This is a genomic window from Rosistilla ulvae (genome assembly GCF_007741475.1).
Classification (GTDB): Bacteria; Planctomycetota; Planctomycetia; order Pirellulales; family Pirellulaceae; genus Rosistilla; species Rosistilla ulvae.
This window is the reverse complement of record NZ_CP036261.1, coordinates 2,294,973-2,314,657: the sequence shown is the minus strand read 5'-3', so window position 1 is coordinate 2,314,657 and position 19,685 is coordinate 2,294,973. Positions and strand designations below refer to the sequence as shown.

General features: G+C 56.5%; 12 protein-coding genes. 7 read left to right on the top strand and 5 right to left on the bottom strand.

Annotation, left to right across the window (positions count from 1 at the left end):
• Window positions 1–11: 11 nt before the first annotated feature.
• Window positions 12–2,264, top strand: a complete 2,253-nt coding sequence (locus EC9_RS08385) for a PulJ/GspJ family protein (protein WP_145344011.1) — start codon at window positions 12–14, stop codon at window positions 2,262–2,264.
• Between the two features lie 192 nt (window positions 2,265–2,456).
• On the opposite strand, the gene EC9_RS08380 is transcribed toward EC9_RS08385, so the two are convergent.
• From EC9_RS08380 to EC9_RS08360, 5 genes are all read right to left on the bottom strand, one after another.
• Complete coding sequence (locus EC9_RS08380) at window positions 2,457–3,641, bottom strand: Gfo/Idh/MocA family protein (protein ID WP_145344009.1); 1,185 nt, start codon at window positions 3,639–3,641, stop codon at window positions 2,457–2,459.
• Window positions 3,642–5,964: 2,323 nt separating this feature from the next.
• Entirely contained in the window at window positions 5,965–6,612 is a 648-nt protein-coding gene (locus EC9_RS08375) for a sensor histidine kinase (RefSeq protein WP_145344007.1), read from the bottom strand.
• Between the two features lie 77 nt (window positions 6,613–6,689).
• On the bottom strand, window positions 6,690–7,055 hold the full coding sequence (locus tag EC9_RS08370) for an STAS domain-containing protein (RefSeq protein ID WP_145344006.1): 366 nt from the start codon (window positions 7,053–7,055) through the stop codon (window positions 6,690–6,692).
• 305 nt (window positions 7,056–7,360) lie between these two features.
• The gene (locus tag EC9_RS08365) at window positions 7,361–8,398 is read right to left on the bottom strand and encodes an aldose epimerase family protein (RefSeq protein ID WP_145344004.1); all 1,038 of its coding nucleotides are present in this window, start codon (window positions 8,396–8,398) and stop codon (window positions 7,361–7,363) included.
• A gap of 237 nt (window positions 8,399–8,635) precedes the next feature.
• Window positions 8,636–9,145, bottom strand: coding sequence for a MarR family winged helix-turn-helix transcriptional regulator (locus EC9_RS08360; protein ID WP_145344002.1), 510 nt, complete (start codon window positions 9,143–9,145; stop codon window positions 8,636–8,638).
• 1,753 nt (window positions 9,146–10,898) lie between these two features.
• On the opposite strand from EC9_RS08360, the gene EC9_RS08355 reads away from it, so the two are divergent.
• From EC9_RS08355 to EC9_RS08330, 6 genes are all read left to right on the top strand, one after another.
• Window positions 10,899–11,345, top strand: coding sequence for a hypothetical protein (locus EC9_RS08355; RefSeq protein ID WP_145344000.1), 447 nt, complete (start codon window positions 10,899–10,901; stop codon window positions 11,343–11,345).
• Entirely contained in the window at window positions 11,342–12,826 is a 1,485-nt protein-coding gene (locus EC9_RS08350) for a sodium:solute symporter family protein (RefSeq protein ID WP_145343998.1), read from the top strand. Before EC9_RS08355 ends, EC9_RS08350 begins: the two co-directional genes overlap by 4 nt.
• Window positions 12,827–12,956: 130 nt before the next feature.
• A complete protein-coding gene (locus EC9_RS08345) occupies window positions 12,957–14,033 on the top strand; it encodes an aspartate/ornithine carbamoyltransferase family protein (RefSeq protein ID WP_145343996.1) in 1,077 nt (358 codons plus the stop codon).
• A 90-nt stretch (window positions 14,034–14,123) separates the two neighbouring features.
• Window positions 14,124–16,043, top strand: coding sequence for an asparagine synthase (glutamine-hydrolyzing) (asnB, locus tag EC9_RS08340; protein WP_145343994.1), 1,920 nt, complete (start codon window positions 14,124–14,126; stop codon window positions 16,041–16,043).
• 62 nt (window positions 16,044–16,105) lie between these two features.
• Window positions 16,106–17,344: a Zn-dependent hydrolase gene (locus EC9_RS08335; RefSeq protein WP_145124089.1), complete on the top strand. Its 1,239-nt coding sequence runs from the start codon at window positions 16,106–16,108 to the stop codon at window positions 17,342–17,344.
• 50 nt (window positions 17,345–17,394) lie between these two features.
• Entirely contained in the window at window positions 17,395–18,132 is a 738-nt protein-coding gene (locus EC9_RS08330) for a cysteine hydrolase family protein (protein ID WP_145343991.1), read from the top strand.
• Window positions 18,133–19,685 lie beyond the last annotated feature (1,553 nt).

The following is a 19,685-nucleotide window of genomic DNA, read 5'->3' as shown; positions in this document are numbered from 1 at the left end:
TAAGTCCGGTCATGTTTTGGTTTGTCAAAATGAACAATAAGTCTCATCAAAAAAACGGCTTTACACTCGTCGAAATGTTGATCGCGATGGCGGTCACATTGCTGATGATGGGTGCTTTGGCACAGGCATTCGGCTATCTTGGGAACAGCATCCGCGATAGCAAGGCGAATCTTGAACTCAGCAACCGAACCCGTGCTCTTTCATCCTTAATGCGTTCGGATCTTGACAAAGCCACCATTTCGGTACTTGGCCCTAAAGACGACGATCGCGACCACAAAGGCTACCTCGTTTATTACGAAGGGCCGCTTTCAGATTCGTCCGGTATTGTGCTGGGATCTCAACCCTCCGCAGTCGAGCCGAAGTACCTTCCCGAAAGCCGATTTGGTGACTTGGATGACTACCTTGCGTTTACGGCATACGCTGGAGAGGGCTGGTTCACCGGTGTAGTTCCTCGATATATCGTTGAAGAACGTCGAGATGAATTGGATGACGCCAGTGGGGATACCAATCCAAATGATTACGTTCCTTCGAGTGACCCGTTAGCATTACAACCGGTCGTGATCACATCCAAGTACGCCGAGATTATTTATTTCTTATCGCCCGACTATAACAACACAGCGTCCGGCGAGTTCTTGTATGATGCTGCCGGCAACCCAATCATCAGCGATGGTTTGCTCGATTCTTCGGGGGCGGCGTTAGCAGGTGCCGCGGGAGACAACTTTCCCGATAAAATGCGTCTGCACCGTCGCGTCTTGTTGATTAGGCCAGATCTCAACCTTCAAAGTGCAACGGCGAGCCCCGGGCAACCAATCGGCGGTCTTGCGAAATACAACTACACGGCAGCGCCATATTCGACAAGCGATCCGTATGTTTTCATGGAGCCTGATAACTGGTATAGCGACAGCACGACCAGGAAGCCTGCCATCCTGAATACGTCTCAGCAATCGCGGGCGTGGCAAATTGGAATGGCGCCAGTCCACCAACAATCGGATTTGTCGGTCCGCAGAGTACTCAATGCCGATGGGTTGCCCGGCAATGGAAGCGTTGCTGCAAATTCCATTGACGACCTGGAATTTCCTCACAATCGCTTTGCGCACGTTCGAATTGCTGGCGAACAACTCACAAGCGCATCGATTCCCGGCATACGGTTCACCTCAATGCCAATTCTTGCTGTCGGCTCACAATTGCCTCTGCTTTCAAAAGCAATCGTTGATGGTACGTCGTCCAGTGCCTACTTGCCATCCGTAGCTTCGACCGGTGCTTCGACAGCGATTCCGTCCATGAATGGCTTCCTGAGGCCCGAGTTTATCCTTGGCCAAGATCTTTCACATACTCCAGTGCCATCGACGTTTTGGGGGGCTGGCCGTCGTGGCGATGACGTCATCGAAACAAACATGCTGGCGTTTGATGTCAAGATTTTTGATCCTAACGCCCCAAATATATTTTGGTTTGGACCAGATGGAGCACCTGGGGCATCGGGGATTGATGACGATGGAAATGGAATGGACGATGACTGGTCCGAAGTTGGGGCCTCAAACACCGATGATAGTGTGATAGCCCCCGATGACCCTCTGTTCTTTGATTTGATTCGTGATGCAACAAACTCAACACGTGTCGCATCACGCGGTAGTTTTGTTGATCTTGGATACGCACTCTTGCCAGGTGGTTCCAGTCGAGGTATAGGCGCCCTTCGGAAAGTTGCTTCCGCTTCCGCTAGTGGTATTGTTCCTGGTGTTAATCGATCTTTGGTCGAAACTCCAGCAAGTGGATTCTCCGTTTCAAACAGTCCATTGTATGACATTCCCACCGACCTCTATGAATCGGGGCGAGCCTTGGCGATAGGAACATCTTTGACCTCCCGCAATTTGCGGATCTATCAACCGACCTTTGACACTTTCACCCATGCCTATGAAAAAGATGGTTTTTACCAAGGAGATGGCAAAGCCGCGACGATGCGAGACGATGGTACGGTAGCATCGATTGACTTTGCGACGAGCAACAATCTTTATGTTGTGGGTACTCTATGGTTTCAGCAACATTCCAACCTACGCAACTATACGGATCTCGCCGTTAACGGTGTTGATGACAACATTGTTATTTCCCCAGGATCAACACCTTACACCGCCAATGTTGGAGTTGACGACATTACTGAACGCGAAACGCGTGCTCCGTTCACCTCAACGTTTCCGTCGCTGGAAATTCAGGTACGCATGCTGGATAAGAGTAGCGAGCGAATTGGACAGGCAACCATACTGAAGAATTAGGTGCCGAGTCACCTATTCCCGAGGCGAGTCAGGTGCTGTTGAGAATCGAGGATCCGTCGCAGACTTACGTCAAACAGATGACTGTCTCGGAGATCATTCGCAAATAGAATCGCTTGGTCCCTGGCTCCGCTGGTTCTTCCCAAGCGGAGCGTTCAGGTTTTCTAAGATTCAGTGGCGATGCGAACCACTGTTTTACAGCTTCGCAAGCGCGTTGCCGCGGTTGGCTAGCGGCAGCTCGACGGCGGCGCTTCCTTGACGGTGTGACTCAAAGACGCCGCAGATCATCTCGACCGTCGTCGCGGCGTTTTGCATGTCGCACAGTGGACGACGGTTCTGGTCGACCGCTTCGATCAGGTCGCGGACTGCCGTCCGGTGGTGCGTCGCGTCGGCGACCGATTCCGGATCGGGCTCCGCCACTCCCGCCCCGCCGCTGCTGATCGGCACCCAACGCCGCGGCTCCTTCGGTGGCCGAAACGGACTCCCCTCGCACAAGTACGCAAACGGCCGGCCGTCCATGTGGATCGTGATCGTCCCGCGGCTGCCGATCAACTGCAGACAAAACGCCGTCCCGGCGGTGCCGTCGAGAGCGACTGAATCGTAGTAGGCGATCGGGCCGGCTGTCGTTTCGTAGCGGGCGTGCAGGGCGTCGCCAGCCAACGGCCCCAAACCCTCCGCTCCCGACACCACATCGGCCGCCGTCACTCGCCGGTCCCCCTGCATCATCACGGCGGAGCAGGTTTTGGGAGGGCCGGTGAAATAGTCGACCAGGTTCAACACATGGCTCCCCAAGACCCACAGATCCTCCGCTCCCCCGCGGCGGTCCCCCTTGCCGCGACCGCGCAGCTCCAACAGGTTCCCGATCCGGCCGTCGGCGATCAAGCGATCGATCTGCGGCAGCGCCGGGTGGTATCGATTGCGGTGAGCCACGGCGATCGTCGCTCCCCGCCGCTCGCACGCGGCGAGCATCGCATCAGCTTCCTCCGGCGTCCGGCAGATCGGTTTTTCGATATACAGTCCCCGCGCTCCCGCCTCGATCGCCGCCAGCGCCATCGCATGGTGTTGGTCGGCGTGGCGAGAGCAGATGGCGACAAATTCGGGCTGCACCTGGTCGAGCATTTTGGTGTAGTCGCCGAAACCGCGATCGATCTTCAGTTTGGTCAGTTGCCGGGCCAGTCCCGCCGGATTGGCGTCGGCGACGGCGACGATCTCGGTTTCGGGGATCTGGTGCCAGACGGTGTCCAATCCATGCCCAAAGTCGCCTCGCCCGGTATGCCCGATCACCGCGACGCGGCGTTTGGTGGGTGCAGCGGAAGCGAGCGAGGTGGCGGCCAACGCGGAGGTGGAGGAGAGGAAAAAACTGCGGCGGGTGAGGCTCATCGATCGCTCCTAATTCGGGGGCGGAGTGGTTTGGAGAGGGGGGAGTCGTTAGATTCGTTATCGAAAACCGCAAAGCGGCAGATGCAAGAAACCATACCATCCCAAGCCCCCCAATGCGCCAATCCAAACCGCCTATTTCGGTCCCGCCAACAGATTTGCCCGCTCCCTCCCGTGAAGCCAAAACCGATCGATGCATATCGTCCGACAGCTTTCACATGCAACGCTGGAGGACAGCCCTCGGTTTCTGGCCACAGAGGGGCGCAGAGAGAGCAGGTGGTGAATCACCAATAGAAGCTCGCAGATCCCAGTTCGTTCCATTCGCGCTATTGGCGTCATTCGCGGGCAGACTCGATGCGCCAGTTTTCTTGCCTTCCAAGCACGCAACGAACTGGAGCATCGGAAAGCTTGGTTGCTGGTTGGCTTTTGAAACGAAACACCACCTCCGTGTTCTCTGTGCCCTCTGTGGCTAAACAAAAGAGCGAAGATCATCGACCTCTAACCTGCCTCTCTCATTCGCGTCGATTCGTGCAATTCGCGGGCAACTGATTTTTCCGCTCACAGAGGCGCTGAGCACACGGAGCCTGCACATGGTGAACCACGCGAACAACGCGAAATTTGATAACTTAAGCTCGCAGATCCCTGTTTGCCCCATTCGCGTTATTGGTGTCATTCGCGGGCACCTTCTCCTTTCTTGCCACAGAGGGCCCAGAGGTCACGGAGTTTTTATGGGACGACTAGGATCGACCAATCAGGGCTCGCGATTCCGGCGAGAACAACGTGGATCTTGAAAACAAAAGAAAAGCCTCTCGCTCATTCGCGTCGATTCGCGCGATTCGCGGGCAACTGATTTTTCCGCTCACAGAGGCGCAGAGCACGCGGAGCCTGCACGTGGTGAATCACGCGAACAGCGCGAAGTTTGAAAATCAGAACAGTTCAACGACCTGCAGTTCCTTTCGCGTCGATTTGCGATATTCGCGGGCAGACTTCTTTTAAGCCACAGAGGGCCCAGAGGACACTGAGTCTTAGGTGGCCAAGTGAAGAACCGCCGTGCGGTGGTGCCGGTATTGTTTGCCCGCGAATCTCGCGAAGCACGCGAAATTTGATAATTTAAGCTCGCAGATCCCAGTTCGTCCCATTCGCGATATTGGCGTCATTCGTGGGCAGACCTTTTTTAACGCAGAGGCGCAGAGGACGCAGAGGTTTTGGGGGGCGAGCCGAGGATCCGAAGCGTGTGGCGGCGGTATTGCTTGCCCGCTAATCCCGCGAATTTGGAAATCAGAACAGTTCATCGACCTGAAGTTCCTTTCGCGTCATTCGTGGGCAGCTGATTTTACTGCTCACAGAGGCGCGGAATACACGGAGATGGCTGGTGGTGAATCACGCGGGCAGCGGAAAATTTGAAATTTGAAAAGAGCTTCACCCTGCAGATCCCTGGCTCGCTCATTCGCGTCGATTCGTGCGATTCGCGGGCAGATTTCTTTTAAGCCACAGAGGACTCAGAGGTCACGGAGTTTTTAGGTAGCGAGGAGGATTGACCAATCGAAAATCTGCGATTCCGGCGAGAGCAGATGCGCCGGTTTCCTAACTGCCGAGCACTCAACTAACTGGAACATCGGCAAACGTTGTTGCTCGCTGGCATTAAAAAGAGACGCCACCTCGGTGTTCTCTGCGCCCTCTGTGGCTAAAACCATAGCGGAGTCCATCGTTCTGCAATCTGCCTCGGCTCCCCCGTTCTCGATATTCGCGGGCACCTTCTTTTTCCTGCCACAGAGGGCCCAGAGGTCACGGAGTTTTTATGGGACGACTAGGATCGACCAATCAGGGCTCGCGATTCCGGCACGAGTAGAGACGCTGGTATTCTTGCCCGCTAATCGTGGGCAGCTGATTTTTCTGCTCACAGAGGCGCGGAGCACACGGAGATGGCTGGTGGTGAATCACGCGGGCAGCGGAAAATTTGAAAGTTGAAAAGATCATCGCCTGCGGATCCAAGGCTCCTCATTCGCGTCGATTCGTGCGATTCGCGGGCAGATTTCTTTTAAGCCACAGAGGACTCAGAGGTCACGGAGTTTTTAGGTAGCGAGGAGGATCGCCTGATCAGGACTCCGCGATTCCGGCGAGAGCAGATGCGTCGGTTTCGCTGGCTACTGAGCACACAACAAATCGGAACATCGGCAAACGTTGTTGCTCGCTGGCATTAAAAAGAGACGCCACCTCGGTGCTCTCTGCGCGCTCTGTGGCTACTGAGCTGCGTGCGATGACGTGGATCCGATAGCCGGCATCGGCGGGTAGGTTTCAGCGCGGCGTTCCTCGCGGAACGCTCGACTCAGCGTGGTAGGGTGACTTCGATTCTTGTGCCGCTGCCCACCTGCGACTGAACCGTTGCGGAGCCGTCGAGTAGGGCAGCTCGTTCGTGAATCCCTTTGAGTCCGTAGCGGTCGGCGCCCACACTCACTTGATCGAATCCTATCCCATCGTCTTGCACGGTGATGACCAAGTCGCTGTCGACAAACTTTGCATCGACCCGGACGTTCTCCGCTTTGGCATGCCGCAGCGCGTTGCCGACCGATTCCTGGACGATCCGGTAGACACAGCGTTGCATCGCATCGCTGACAACGCGGGTCGCGGGGTCGAGGTTAAATTCGACAGCGGTTTGGCAACCGGTGCGAGCGATATTGGCCCAATGAGTCAACGCAACGTGCCAATCCGATTCATCCAATTCCGGCGGCCGCAGTCCCGCCATCAACCGCCGCCCTTCCAAGACGGCGCGCGACAGTAGCGTGCCGAGATACTGCAATTGGTCAGCTGTGGGAGGCTTGCCATCCATGCTGCGGGCATGCAGCGATTCGGCTTGCATCTTGGCCCCCACCACCCACTGCATCAAACCATCATGCAGCTCGTGGGACATCCAAGTCCGCTCCAGTTCCGCCAATTCGGTAGCGGAATGATTCGAAAGATTCTCTTGATCGCTCATCGGACTCGCAGTTGTCAAAAAGAGAACGCAGCTGCAAGCTCAAATTCCACAACGGGAACTCGGACAACAACCAGCTGTTAACCGAACCAGCTCTTTTTCCCAAAGCTGGCGATCGCTTTATCCTCAGCCGGCTTGATGTCAAAGACCTTGTTCAGCTTGGTGATTTTAAAGACTTCCATCACGTTGGGCGACACCTCACAAAACTTCATTTCAACGCCCGCTCCCTTGCACGCCTTGCTCAACGAGACCAGTTTGCTGATCATCGCCGAAGACATGAACGAGACACCGCGGAAGTTCAACAACAATTTTTTGTGGATCGCTTGAGGGACGGCGGCTTGCAGTTCGCCACCGACCTGTTCGATGCGTTGGCTGTCGAGAATCTTCCCGTCGGAAAAGTAGACAACCACGACTTCTTCTTTGACTTCGATTGTGGTAGCTGCCATCGCACCTGCTTTCAATTGATCGGGGAATTGGGGGAAGGAGTGCGCTTCGCTGGGGAAGCGACCTTTGGATCGATGAACTGCGACAAGATTACCACGCCGCTTCACACGCCGCAATCGACCGTCGTCAACGCCCCATCGCCAACGCGCTCCCACGCCCTTTCCTATTCTATCTCGGCCTGCTGGAGCCGACGAGTCGACCGGCCCGGACCGAAAAGGGATTCAGGGTTTGTGCCTGCCGACGCTCCCGCACAAAAACTCTGCGATCTCAGCGCCTCTGCGTTTCAATCACCCCGGGGCGTCCAAACCTAGACGACGTCAAAGCGATGGACTGTCGATTGTCGGAACGTCTGCCCCGGATCCAACCGCGTCGACGCGAAGGCCGGTTGGTTGGCGGCATCGGGAGGATGTTGCGTTTCAAAACAAAACGCCTCGTGCTGACCATACCCACCCGCATCGGCCTGGCCACTTAAATGATTGCCGGTATACAGCTGCATGCAGGGCTGCGTCGTCAGCACCTCCATGGTCCGTCCGCTGGCCGGATCGACAGCGTAGGCGGCGCTTCGCAATTCTCCCGGCTCGCCCCGCAGCACATAACAATGATCGTAGCCCTTGGTTTCGGGCAATTGGTCGATTCGATCGCCGATCGCTCTCGGCTCGCGGAAATCCAAGACGCTCCCCTCCAGCTCACTCTGCTCTCCCGTCGGAATCAGATCGTCATCGACAGCCAGCGAGCGATCGGCGGCGATGGTCAGTTGATGGTCGCGAACCGTTCCCGATCCCGCACCCGCCAGATTCCAGTAGGCGTGGTTGGTTAGGTTCAGATGCGTGGGAGCGTCGGTCTGAGCGGTGAAGGTGTATGCCAATTCGTTGTCGTCGTTCCAAGTGAATTCGACCGTCGTGTCGAGCGTGCCGGGATAGCCTTCGTCCCCGTCGGGGCTGACCAACCGCATCCGCACGCCGACTTGCCACGACGTCTGGATCGGTTCGGCCGTCCACATCAAAGCGTCGAAGGCGACCAGGCCACCATGCAGATGATGCTCTCCCAAATTCTGGGCAACCCGATACTCTTGGCCATCGATCGCAAACCGCCCGCCAGCGATCCGATTGCAGACCCGGCCAACCGTCGCTCCGAAATAAGGATGGCGTTGCAGATATCCATCCAAAGCGGCAAAACCAAGGTTCACATTGGCTCGCTTGCCATCGCGATCGGGGACGTTGACGCTGACGATCGTCGCCCCTCGATCGATCAATTCGACCGAATTGCCGTGGTTGTTGGTTAACGTAAACAGCGTCACCGCAGCGCCGTCGGGCGTGGTGCCAAAGAGGCGTTGTTCAATCTTCATCGTTCGTTTTGTCCCTGTTCCAGTTTCGGATAACGTTTCTAATTTCGTCGGTTTGCGGAGGTCGCATTCGGTCCGTCCGAGGCGATTTGGTTGTGGCGTCGCGTGTGGGGTTCCGATTTGGAGCGAGGCAGTCGCCGGGGTGACCGGGGGAGCCTCAGTTTTCAGTTTGCCTGCGATCGCATCGACATTTCGATCGGCCTCTCGCTTCGCGTCCACAATCTTCGGTTTGTTATATTGTTATGGGGTCTGAGCGGGCAGGTCGTCGATTGGGGTGGGGATATCGCCGGAGGTCAGGTGAGGTGCGGCGTCGATATGCTCGGCATCCATCAACGCGGCCACCCGCTGCAACGTCGACAAGATTTGCAACCGCTCCCAATCCTCGAGCGCCGAGAGTGAATCGCGGAAGCGGTCTTGCAACAACGAGGGGGATGCGGTCAGCAATTGTTGTCCGACGGGTGTCGTTTGGACCAGGACCGATCGCCGATCGGCAACACATTGTTCACGTTGGATCAATCCTCGTCGCTCCAATCGCTGCAGGATCCCGGTCACCGTCGCTTGACTCAAATGGACAGCTCGCGACAGAGCGCTCGGCGAGACCGGCCCCAAACGCTCCGCCTCCTGCAACACCGCCAACTGAGGCCCCGTCATGCCATGTCCGTTGACCAGTTGACGCGAATGCAGGTCGACGGCACGGATGATCTGCCGGATCGCGGCGACGATCTGATCTTCATGAGTAAGCAATGGCATTAGTTCTCTTTTGAACGAGCCCCGGCGGAGGATTAAATAACACGTGCCCCAGCGTCACGCCGGAAACATACCGCTGCCCCAGCAACGCTCCCGCCGCAACCGCTTCGAATTGTGACCGCAGCGAGCGTCGTTGGCAACGGTTCGAAAGCCCACCAAGCCTCAGTCCCCTGCACTGGCACGCCAAAAGGAAATGCGTCGATCCCACCAACACAGAGTCCTGACCAAACAAAAACTCAGCGACCTTCGTGACCACTGTGGCTAGAAATGGAAGCTGCCCGCGAATATCGCAAATCGACGCGAAATGGAGACGAGAGCACGCAGGTCAAAGGCTTCTGTACGTCATCCCAAATTTCCAAGCTTCGCGTGATCCGCTGCCAGCAAGCCCGGCGCGACGTCTTCGTCGACCGACCTGTCTTACCAAACCAAACCTCTGCGTCCTCTGCGCCTCTGCGTTTAAAAATATCTGCCCGCGAATAACACCAATCGACGCGAAAGGGCGGCTCCCGCGAATCCACCGACAACAAGTTTTTCAATTCCCAAGACTCGCGAGATCAGCGGCCCGGCGCAGCGTCTTCGACGACCAATCATTCTTAACCAAACAAAAACTCAGTGACCTCTGCGTCCTCTGTGGCTAGAAACGAAACTGCCCGAGAATAACGCCAATCGACGCAAATCATCGGCTCCCCAAACCATGGCAACAAGTTCTTCAATTTTCAAGAAGCGCAAGCTTCGCAGGAGCAACGGGCAAGAAGCCCGGCGCGACGTCTTCGTCGACCGACCTGTCTTACCAAACCAAACCTCTGCGTCCTCTGCGCCTCTGCGTTTAAAAATATCTGCCCGCGAATAACGCCAATCGACGCGCATGGGACGAGCAGGGAGCGGATCTATATTTTTAATATGTTGCGTTGTTAGCGCGCTTCACCGGCCGCTTGCTCCGTGAGCTCTGCGCCTCCGTGAGCCAAATCAGTTGCCCGCGAATAACACCAATCGACGCGAAAGAACCGTTCCCCCAAACCACGGTCACCAAGTTCTTCAATCTTCAAGCTTCGCAAGTCTCAAGTGACCTGCGGGCAAGAAACCCGGCGCAGCACCTTCGTCGACCGACCTGTCTTACCGAACAAAAACTCAGCGACCTCTGCGCCTCTGCGTTTAAAAATATCTGCCCGCCAATAGCGCGAATGGGACGGGCAGGGAGCGGATCTATATTTTTAATATGTTGCGTTGTTAGCGCGCTTCACCGGCCGCTTGCTCCGTGAGCTCTGCGCCTCCGTGAGCCGAATCAGCTGCCTGCGAATTAACAGCTGCCCGCGAATAACACTAATCAACGCGAATGAACGGATCCCCAAACCACGGGCACCAAGTTCCTCAATTTCCAAGCTTCCCGTAATCAGCAGACAAGCAGCCGGGCGCGACACCTTCGTCAGCCAATCTGTCCTACGAAAAAAACTCAGTGGCCTCCGCGTCCTCTGTGGCAAAAAAATGAAGCTGCCTACAAATCGACGCGGAGCGACGGGTTGGCGATGGATCGCGGCTCGCATTCGGCAAATTGCCAAAACCAACTTTGCCCCCACCGACCGCGTCACAATACTTTCAGCTCTAAACAATTTCTGATACGATCGAACGCTTCATCATTGGCAGCGGCGATTTCACTGGAGAAGAGCGGTAAACATCGCGTGCCCGTGGCAAAACCGTTCAGCGAAGTGCTTACAGCACAAACCATCAACACCACCACAATGAGGACGGTTGCTTGCGATTGGCTGCTGTTGCCCTAGCGTTTCTATTTTCATTTTCCCTCGCCGCCGCTGCGGAAGATCCGCTGCGATTCTCCGAAACCGAGTTTACGGCAGTTCAAGAAGGTTATCTGACGCTGCGATGGAACGAGGTCGCGGAGGCGACGGAGTACCAGGTGATCGACGACACGGGGTTGTCGCGTTATCGAGGCTTGTTTCCCGAAGCGTTTATCTCGGGACTGGCCGATGGAACCTATCGGTTTAACGTTCGCGCACTCGATAGCGACGGCAACGAATTGGCCCGGTCGACGGTCCCCGCTTCAGTCGAAGTCAAGCATTGGTCGCTGTCGTTTTCACTGATGCTACTGTCATGTGGGATGGTCGTGTTCCTTGCGATCATCGGCCTGATCGTTGTCGGAACGTGGCGGACGTCGCATGGAGAACCTCGCAGCGAAGGGAGCGGATCATGATCGATGGACCGATTTTCGCCAACACGATCCTCAGCCCCAACGCCGGTTACGCGCTGTTGATCACGTTTGGCATCCTGTGGATTGCACTTGGAATCTGGTGGGGACGGCAAGCGAAGTCGTACGACGGGTTTGCTGTCGCCGGCCGCAACGTCGGACTCGCCCTAGGAACGGCGACTGCAGTGGCGACATGGATCACATCGAACACGACGATGCTCGCGCCGCAGTTCGCACTGCAACTGGGTGTCTGGGGTGCGTTGACCTATTCGACAGCCAGTTTTGGATTGTTCGCGTTTGCGCCGATGAGTGGCCGGATTCGGCAACTGATGCCTCACGGCTACACCGCCGTCGAATTTGTTCGCCGCCGCTACGGGCAACTCGGCGCGATCCCGTTCCTGGTCATCTCGCTCTTCTACGCGATGACATGGTTGATCTCGATGGCGATGGCCGGCGGCAAATTGTTGAATGTGCTGTCGGGAATCCCCTACGAAGTCGGCATGTCAGCGGTTCTGGGGGTCTGCGTTCTGTATACTCTGTTTGGCGGAATGTACGCCGTGATCGGAACCGATTTCATCCAAAGCCTGATCATCCTGGTCGGTTTGGTCGTCGTGGCGATCGCGGTCCTATTGCACGTCGACATCGCCGACGTTCACACCCAATTGCAGACGGAGCGGCCGATGCTGCTGTCGGTCCTGTTTCCGGCAGCGCTGATGGCCGTGTTCAACAACATGTTATTCGGATTTGGCGAGATCTTTCACAGCAACGTCTGGTGGAGCCGGGCGTTTGCGATGCGCGAAGGCGTTGGCCCCAAGGCTTACGCTTTGGGCGGGCTGTTGTGGTTGCCAGTTCCAATCGTCGCCGGCTTCCTCGGCTTGGCCGCGCCGGCACTGGGGATTGGAATCAGCCAGCCCGACATCGCCGGTCCATTGGTCGCGGCGACGCTGTTGGGAACTGGCGGAGCGTTGTTTGTGTTTGTGATCGTCTTCTGCTCGTTGGCCTCCAGTATCGACAGCCTGTTGGCCGCGACCAGCGATCTGATGGTCAACGACATCTTCGAACGAGCCGCCGGAAGCGATCTGAACGATACGACCAAACGCAAATTGTCGGTGCTGAGCATTCTAATCTTGGGGCTGATCGCTTGGGCGATCGCTTGGGCGAACATCGGCACGCTAGCAACCGTCTTGTTTTTCGCAGGCCCCATGGTGGGCAGTTGTATTTGGCCGATCGTCGGCGGACTCTACTTCGGTCGCCCCAGTCCGTGGGCTGCTGGAGCCGCGATGGTCGCTGGCAGCAGCCTGGGCTTGGTTGCCTATTTTGCCATCGGATGGTTCGTCGCATCGCTGATTGGCGCGACGGTATCGGGAATCGTTTTCGCGTTGCTGACATGGCTGATTCCCGATCGCTTCGACTTCAAGCAATTGTCACAACAAAACAGGACGCCCGACCGCGATCGACGGGCGGCGGAGGAGGGATTCGAATGTTAATATTTCCGGTCTGGCTTTTGAAAGTCATCGTGCTGGGGGGACTCTTGCTGTGTACTGCCGGGGCAGTGCTGTTGATTGGGTTCTTGTTTAGTGATTTGCGAAAAAACCGCATTTGGTAGGGCATCATTTTATGAATACGGAAGAACAACGATCGCTCGCACTGCAACCCAATGCATCGAACTCCAAAGGCCAGCTGCTGGATCCGCAGCGTCTGTTGGATGTCACCGATGGCAAGATCGATCGCGAAGCGCTCGAAGCGCTCGCTGGTCAATCGATCTTAAACCCCCGCCAATTCGATCGCCGCACTGTCGTCGCGCTGGCGCAGTTGGCGGCGCTGTTGGAGACGCGGAACGTCGAGATGGAAAAGCCGCTTGACGGCAAGATCGCGATCACTGCGTTTTTCGAAGCGAGTACCCGCACGCGGCTCTCGTTTGAAAGCGCCCTGCTGCGACTCGACGGCAAAGTTCTGTCGGTCCCCGATGGGCAGGTGACCGGAATCGCCAAAGGGGAATCGCTGGCCGACATCGGCGAGATGTTCAACACGTACGGCGATATCGTGATCATGCGGCATCCCGATACAAATTCGATCGAAGAGATCCAAAAGAATCTGCAGCGTCCGTTGATCAATGCCGGCAATGGCAGCGGCCATCATCCGACTCAGGCGTTGATCGATTGGTACGCGCTGCTGAAATGGCGTCCCGAACTGTGCCGCCCCGATTGTCCGCCCGAGCGGCGGATCCATTTGGGAATCATCGGTACGCCCGGATCGATGCGTGCTGTGAAAAGCTTCCTGCGGTTGTCGTTGATGTTCGCCGGCGCGGTTTCCAAGATCACGCTGGTCTCCGAAATGGCCGATCCGGTTGGGCTCGACTTGACCGAACCGATCGAACAATCGCCGATCCCGATCGAAGTCACCAACGACGTGCAGAAGGTTCTCAAAGAGCTGGATGTCGTCTATGTCAATTCGATCGCCTTCCTCGGTGACAGCTATCGGAACCTCGATGGCCGTTACAAATTGGAACTCGCCAGCGATCTGAAGCCGGGGGCTGTGGTGATGCATCCATTGGCTCGCAACGATGAACTCTCCGAAGATCTCGACGACACCGATCACAACCTCTACTTCGCCCAAGCGGCCGGTGCGGTCTTCGTCCGCCAAGCGCTGCTGGTCTCGGTGCTCCAGCGACTCAATCGGATCAGCGATCTATAGCACCTGCCACGGCCGGAACGCGCGCGACCCGCGGCGTCGCGCCACCGCTGAAACTCACTTCGTCACGAACTGTACAAAGCGAATTTAACCATGTGTGGAATCACTGGATTCTGGAACCCATCGCGAACTAGCGAACGTCAACTGCGCACCGCGCTCGACCAAATGCTCGACGTCCTCGATCACCGCGGTCCCGACGATCGCGGCAGTCGACTGTACCCAGAGAAAGGGCTCGCCCTGGGGCACACGCGGCTCTCGATCGTCGGTTTGGATCACGGTCACCAACCGATCGAATCGCGCGACGGCGAACTGGCTGTCACGGTCAACGGCGAATTGTATGGCTACAAAAAGCTGCGGACTCAATTGGCGTGTGAAACGCTGACGACGGGGGGCAAGAGCGACAGTGCGATCACGCTGCCGCTGTACCGCAAATACGGGCTCAGCTTTGTCGAACATTTGCGAGGCGAATTTGCCGTCGTGTTGTACGACGCCCGCGAAAAACGGCTGATCCTGATCCGCGACCGTTTTGGCGTTAAACCGCTCTATTATTCCGTTAACGACAACGGCATCGCTTGGGGATCGGAGGTCAAATCGATCCTCAAACATCCCGACATCCAGCCGCGGATGTGCCCCAAAGCAGTCATACACCAGATGATGCAGGTGATGGTGCCGGGATCGACGGCGTTCGAAGACGTCCAGGCGTTGCAGCCCGGTCATATGTTGATCGTTCAAGAGCGCGACGGCCGCTTGGAAACATCGCTCAAGCGTTGGTGGGATCTCGAGTTCCCCGAATCACACGTCGAAAACGCCGATCCAGCAGAATACGTGCAAGGCGTTCAAGATCGCTTGATCGACGCGGTCGCGACGCGGTTGGAAGCCGACGTGCCGGTCGGATGTTATCTGTCGGGGGGGATCGACAGCTGTTCGATCTTGGGGCTGGCAACGACGCTGCAACAATCGCCGATCAAAGCCTTTACGATCGCGTTCGACAGCGACGAATACGACGAATCGAACATCGCCAAACTGATGGCACAGCGGACCGGGGCGGAGCAGGAACTGCTGCTGCTTACCGAAAAGGAACTCTATGGACCTGCTTTCGAACGAGCCACGTGGCACGCCGAACGGACGTTCTACAACACGCTGGCGGTTGCCAAGTGGCACATGAGCCGCCGCGTGCGAGCTTGTAATTACAAAGCGGTAATCACCGGCGAAGGGTCCGACGAACTCTTTGGCGGCTATCCGTTCTTCAAACGCGATTGGTTGGGGCGCGAGGACGATGCGGGGATCTTTGCCGGAGCGATCCTGGCCGAAGAGGATCTTCGTCACCCGGCCTGGGACGATCTGTGTGGCTTCACGCCATCGTGGATCCAGCCCTGGATGATGACGCTGGCCCGCGTCCGGCCGCTGTTGTCGTCGTCGATGCAAGATCTGATGCAGCAGTACGATCCCGTTGCCGAAGTTGCCGGAGCGATCGATCCGGATCAGGTTCGCGGCCGACATCGCTTGGACGTCTCGCAATACACCTGGTGCAAGACGATGCTCGAAGGGCAGATCTTGACTTGGGGTGGCGACCGAATGGATATGGCCAACAGCATGGAAGCCCGCCCGGCATTCCTGGACCATCACATCGCCGAATACGCTGTCACGATTCCGCCCGACGTGCGGATCCGCGATGGAATCGAAAAGTGGGTGTTGCGAGAGGCGATGGTCAACGTCTTGCCGCGAGAACTGTACGAGCGGAAGAAGTTTGCTTTCATGGCTCCGCCAGCCCACACGTCGCCGGTGATTCGGGCGGCGCTGCAGGACATGATCGACCATTGGTTGACCGACGCCCGGATCGCGGCGTTGGGCGTCTTCGACACGAAAAAGCTGCGTGATTTCATCGATCAAGCGTGGCAGGAGACCGATCACACGATCGCTCGCCGCAACGACATCATCATGAACCACGCTTTGCAGTTGCACATCTTGCACGGCCAATATGTCGAAGGGATGCCGCTGCCCGCTGTCGATTGATTCATTCACGCTTCCCCGGCAGCTTTGCCGGGGATCTTTTCTCTACAGGAACCATGATGGAAATCCGCGTCGACCTCGAACGCATCAAACGCGACATCCTGACGCTGGCCAAAATTGGCCGCCGCGAATCCGATCGTGGGATCTACCGGATGGCGTTCACCGACGCCGACATCCAGGGCAAACGCTGGCTGACACAACAGATCGAACAAGCGGACCTAATCGCGTCGACCGATGGTGCGATGAACATCTCGGGAGAGCTTTCGGGAACCACCGACGCCCCGCGCGTGCTGGTCGGTTCGCACATCGACACCGTGCCGTGTGCCGGTGCGTTAGACGGAACGCTTGGTGTCGTGGTCGGACTGGAGTGTCTGCGGACGCTGCGAGAGACCGGTTTCCAACCCGACAGGACGCTCGAACTGATCGCGTTCAGCGACGAAGAGGGCCGCTTTGGCGGAATGTTTGGTTCACAAGCCGTCTGCGGCCAACTGAATCCTCAGTCGTTGGAAACGACGACCGACATGAACGGCGTTCTGTTGCGCGACGAATTGGGGCGGCACGGTCACGATGCGTTGTCAGCTTTGGACGCAGCTCGGGTTCCCGAATCGATCGCCGCCTACATCGAACTGCACATCGAACAGGGACCGGTCTTGGATCGAACCAAGAAGGCGGTCGGAGTGGTCGACGAGATCACCGGGCTGTTCACATGGGCGGTCACGTTGCGTGGGGAAGCGAACCACGCCGGGACGACGCCGATGGAAATGCGGAACGACGCCTTCATGGGACTTGCTGATTTCGCTCATGAAATCCCGCGGATCCTGGAAGAGAACGGCAGCGATCGCAGCCGCACGACGATCGGCAAAGCCCAGATCCTGCCGGGGGCTACCAATACCGTCCCCGGTCTGGTCGAATTCTCCTTGGACGTTCGCGATACCAGCGAAGCGGTGCTCGAGGAACTCGGGACGGCTTTTCGCAAAGCGCTTTCAGCGATCGCTCGTCGCCGCAATCTGATGTTTGAGTTTGCACAGAAGAGTTATCTGCGGCCGGTTGCTTGCCACGACGCGATCGTCCAACTGTTGATGGATCAGGCCAGCAAACTGGAACTCGATCACCTACGGATGCCCAGCGGAGCCGCTCACGATGCCCAGATCATGGGTAGCATGGTTCCGGTCGGGATGATCTTTGTGCCCAGTAAAAACGGGCAGAGTCATTCGCCTGCCGAATGGACAGCTTGGTCGGACATCGAAGCGGGGGCAAATTTGATGTTACAAACCTTGGTGCAGCTGAGTTCCGCCACCAACTGAACCTCCGAATATTTCACCCGAACAAAACCCGCTGTCAGGAAAAGTTGCCGATGACCGATAACGAACACGTCGATCCGCTCAAAGAGGTCTATCACGAATCGTTTGTCGAGAACCCCGCCCACCGGGAGTTCTTGGTCGAGGGGCGGACGGCGCTATTGTGCATCGATCTGCAATACCTCGATGCCGCTCCCGGGCATGGCGTTTTTAAAGATGCGATGAACAGCGGAGTGCCTCAGGAGGCGCAGGAGTATTATTTCGATCGACTGCAGCAGACGGTGTTGCCAAACGTTCGCGGTCTGCAAGACGGCTTCCGCACTCACGGACTGGAAGTAATCCACACGCGGATCCAAGCGCTCACCCGCGACGGGCGCGACCGCAGCAAAGGGCATCGACGGCTCGGGCTATTGGCGGCGCCCGGATCGCGTGAAGCCGATTTTTTAGAGATCGTCGGCCCCGATGAGTCGCGTGACGAAATCGTGATCAACAAGACGGCTAGCGGCGTTTTTTCGTCGACCAACTTGCACTACGTGCTAAAAAACATGGGGATCGAATCGCTGTTTGTCGTCGGTGTCTACACCAATGAATGTGTGGAAACGACAGTCCGCGACGCCTGCGATCTAGGCTATCTGGTGACCGTCGTCGAAGACTGTTGTGCCACCGTCACGCCCGAGCTGCACGAAGCGTCGCTGGCGACACTCCGCGACCGCTACGCACGGATCCTAACGTTCGCCGAAGTCACCGGCATGCTCCAACCGCTGGTCCCCGCCAACTCCGCCACATCCCCGTAGCTGCTAACTCTCGCCCCCACGCGGCTCAAATCCGCTGGTAAGAACCGACGACCAGATTTTAAGCCGCCGCATCGCGGCGAGCGCCGAACCGCAAGAGGAATCTAAAGAAGCTCACCAAGGAATCTTGCAAAAACAACGGTCGGACAACATCGTCCCCTCACCGGCTTGATAAGCGTCGATTAGCGAAGATCAGTGGTTTGAAGAACGAAACACTGATCCGCCCTAATCTACGCTCATTCAGATCCAGAAATTCTCCAGCACTCAGCCACCAGACAACTTAATTTTTCAACCTGCTTGATTAGCGAGGATCAGCGAAGATCAGTGGTTTGAAGAACGAAACACTGATCCGCCCTAATCTACGCTCATTCAGATCCAGAAATTCTCCAGCACTCAGCCACCAGACAACTTAATTTATCAACCGGCTTGATTAGCGAGGATCAGCGAAGATCAGTGGTCTGAAGAACGAAACACTGATCCGCCCTAATCGACGCTCATTCAGATCTAGAAATTCTCCAGCGCTCAGCCACCAGACAACTTAATTTATCAACCGGCTTGATTGGCGTCGATTAGCGAAGATCAGTGGTTTGAAGAACGAAACACTGATCCGCCCTAGTCTACGCTCATTCAGATCTAGAAATTCTCCAGCGCTCAGCCACCAGACAACTTAATTTATCAACCGGCTTGATTAGCGAGGATCAGCGAAGATCAGTGGCCTGAAAAACGAAACACTGATCCGCCCTAATCGACGCTCATTCAGATCCAGAAGTTCTCCAGCACTCAGCCACCAGACAACTTAATTTTTCGACCTGCTTGATTAGCGTTGACTAGCGACGATCAGTGGTTTGAAGAACGAAACACTGATCCGCCCTAATCGACGCTCATTCAGATCTAGAAATTCTCCAGCGCTCAGCCACCAGACAACTTAATTTTTCGACCTGCTTGATTAGCGTTGACTAGCGACGATCAGTGGTTTGAAGAACGAAACACTGATCCGCCCTAATCGACGCTCATTCAGATCCAGAACTTCTCCAGCGCTCAGCCACCAGACAACTTAATTTTTCAACCGGCTTGATTGGCGAGGATCAGCGGAGATCAGTGGTTTAAGAAACGAAACACTAATCTTCGCTGATCCGCACTAATTGGAATCTAGAAATTCGTGAGCGTTCGTCATCCAGACCGCTCAGCTTTTTGACCGGCACGATTAGCGTCGGTCAGCGGAGATTAGTGGTCTGAAAAACGGAACGCTGATCCGCACTTATCGGCACTAATTCGGAGCCAGAAATTCTTGAGCGCTCTGCAGCCAGACCGCTCAGCTTTTTGACCGCCTCGATTAGCGTCGATCAGCGGAGATTAGTGGTCTGAGAAACGGAACACTGATCTTCGCGGATCCGGGCTTATTCGGAGCCAGAAATTCTTGAGCGTTCTACAGCCAGACCGCTCAGCCTTTTGACCGGCACGATTAGCGTCGATCAGCGGAGATTAGTGGTCTGAAAAACAGAACACTAATTCGGAGCCAGCGATTCTTGGGCGTTCAGCAAGCATAATTTGAACGT

Coding starts and splice junctions, on each gene's coding strand:
- EC9_RS08385 (WP_145344011.1), top strand. CDS start 12: ATGTTTTGGTTTGTCAAAATGAACAATAAGTCTCATCAAAAAAACGGC.
- EC9_RS08380 (WP_145344009.1), bottom strand. CDS start 3,641: ATGAGCCTCACCCGCCGCAGTTTTTTCCTCTCCTCCACCTCCGCGTTG.
- EC9_RS08375 (WP_145344007.1), bottom strand. CDS start 6,612: ATGAGCGATCAAGAGAATCTTTCGAATCATTCCGCTACCGAATTGGCG.
- EC9_RS08370 (WP_145344006.1), bottom strand. CDS start 7,055: ATGGCAGCTACCACAATCGAAGTCAAAGAAGAAGTCGTGGTTGTCTAC.
- EC9_RS08365 (WP_145344004.1), bottom strand. CDS start 8,398: ATGAAGATTGAACAACGCCTCTTTGGCACCACGCCCGACGGCGCTGCG.
- EC9_RS08360 (WP_145344002.1), bottom strand. CDS start 9,145: ATGCCATTGCTTACTCATGAAGATCAGATCGTCGCCGCGATCCGGCAG.
- EC9_RS08350 (WP_145343998.1), top strand. CDS start 11,342: ATGATCGATGGACCGATTTTCGCCAACACGATCCTCAGCCCCAACGCC.
- EC9_RS08345 (WP_145343996.1), top strand. CDS start 12,957: ATGAATACGGAAGAACAACGATCGCTCGCACTGCAACCCAATGCATCG.
- asnB (WP_145343994.1), top strand. CDS start 14,124: ATGTGTGGAATCACTGGATTCTGGAACCCATCGCGAACTAGCGAACGT.
- EC9_RS08330 (WP_145343991.1), top strand. CDS start 17,395: ATGACCGATAACGAACACGTCGATCCGCTCAAAGAGGTCTATCACGAA.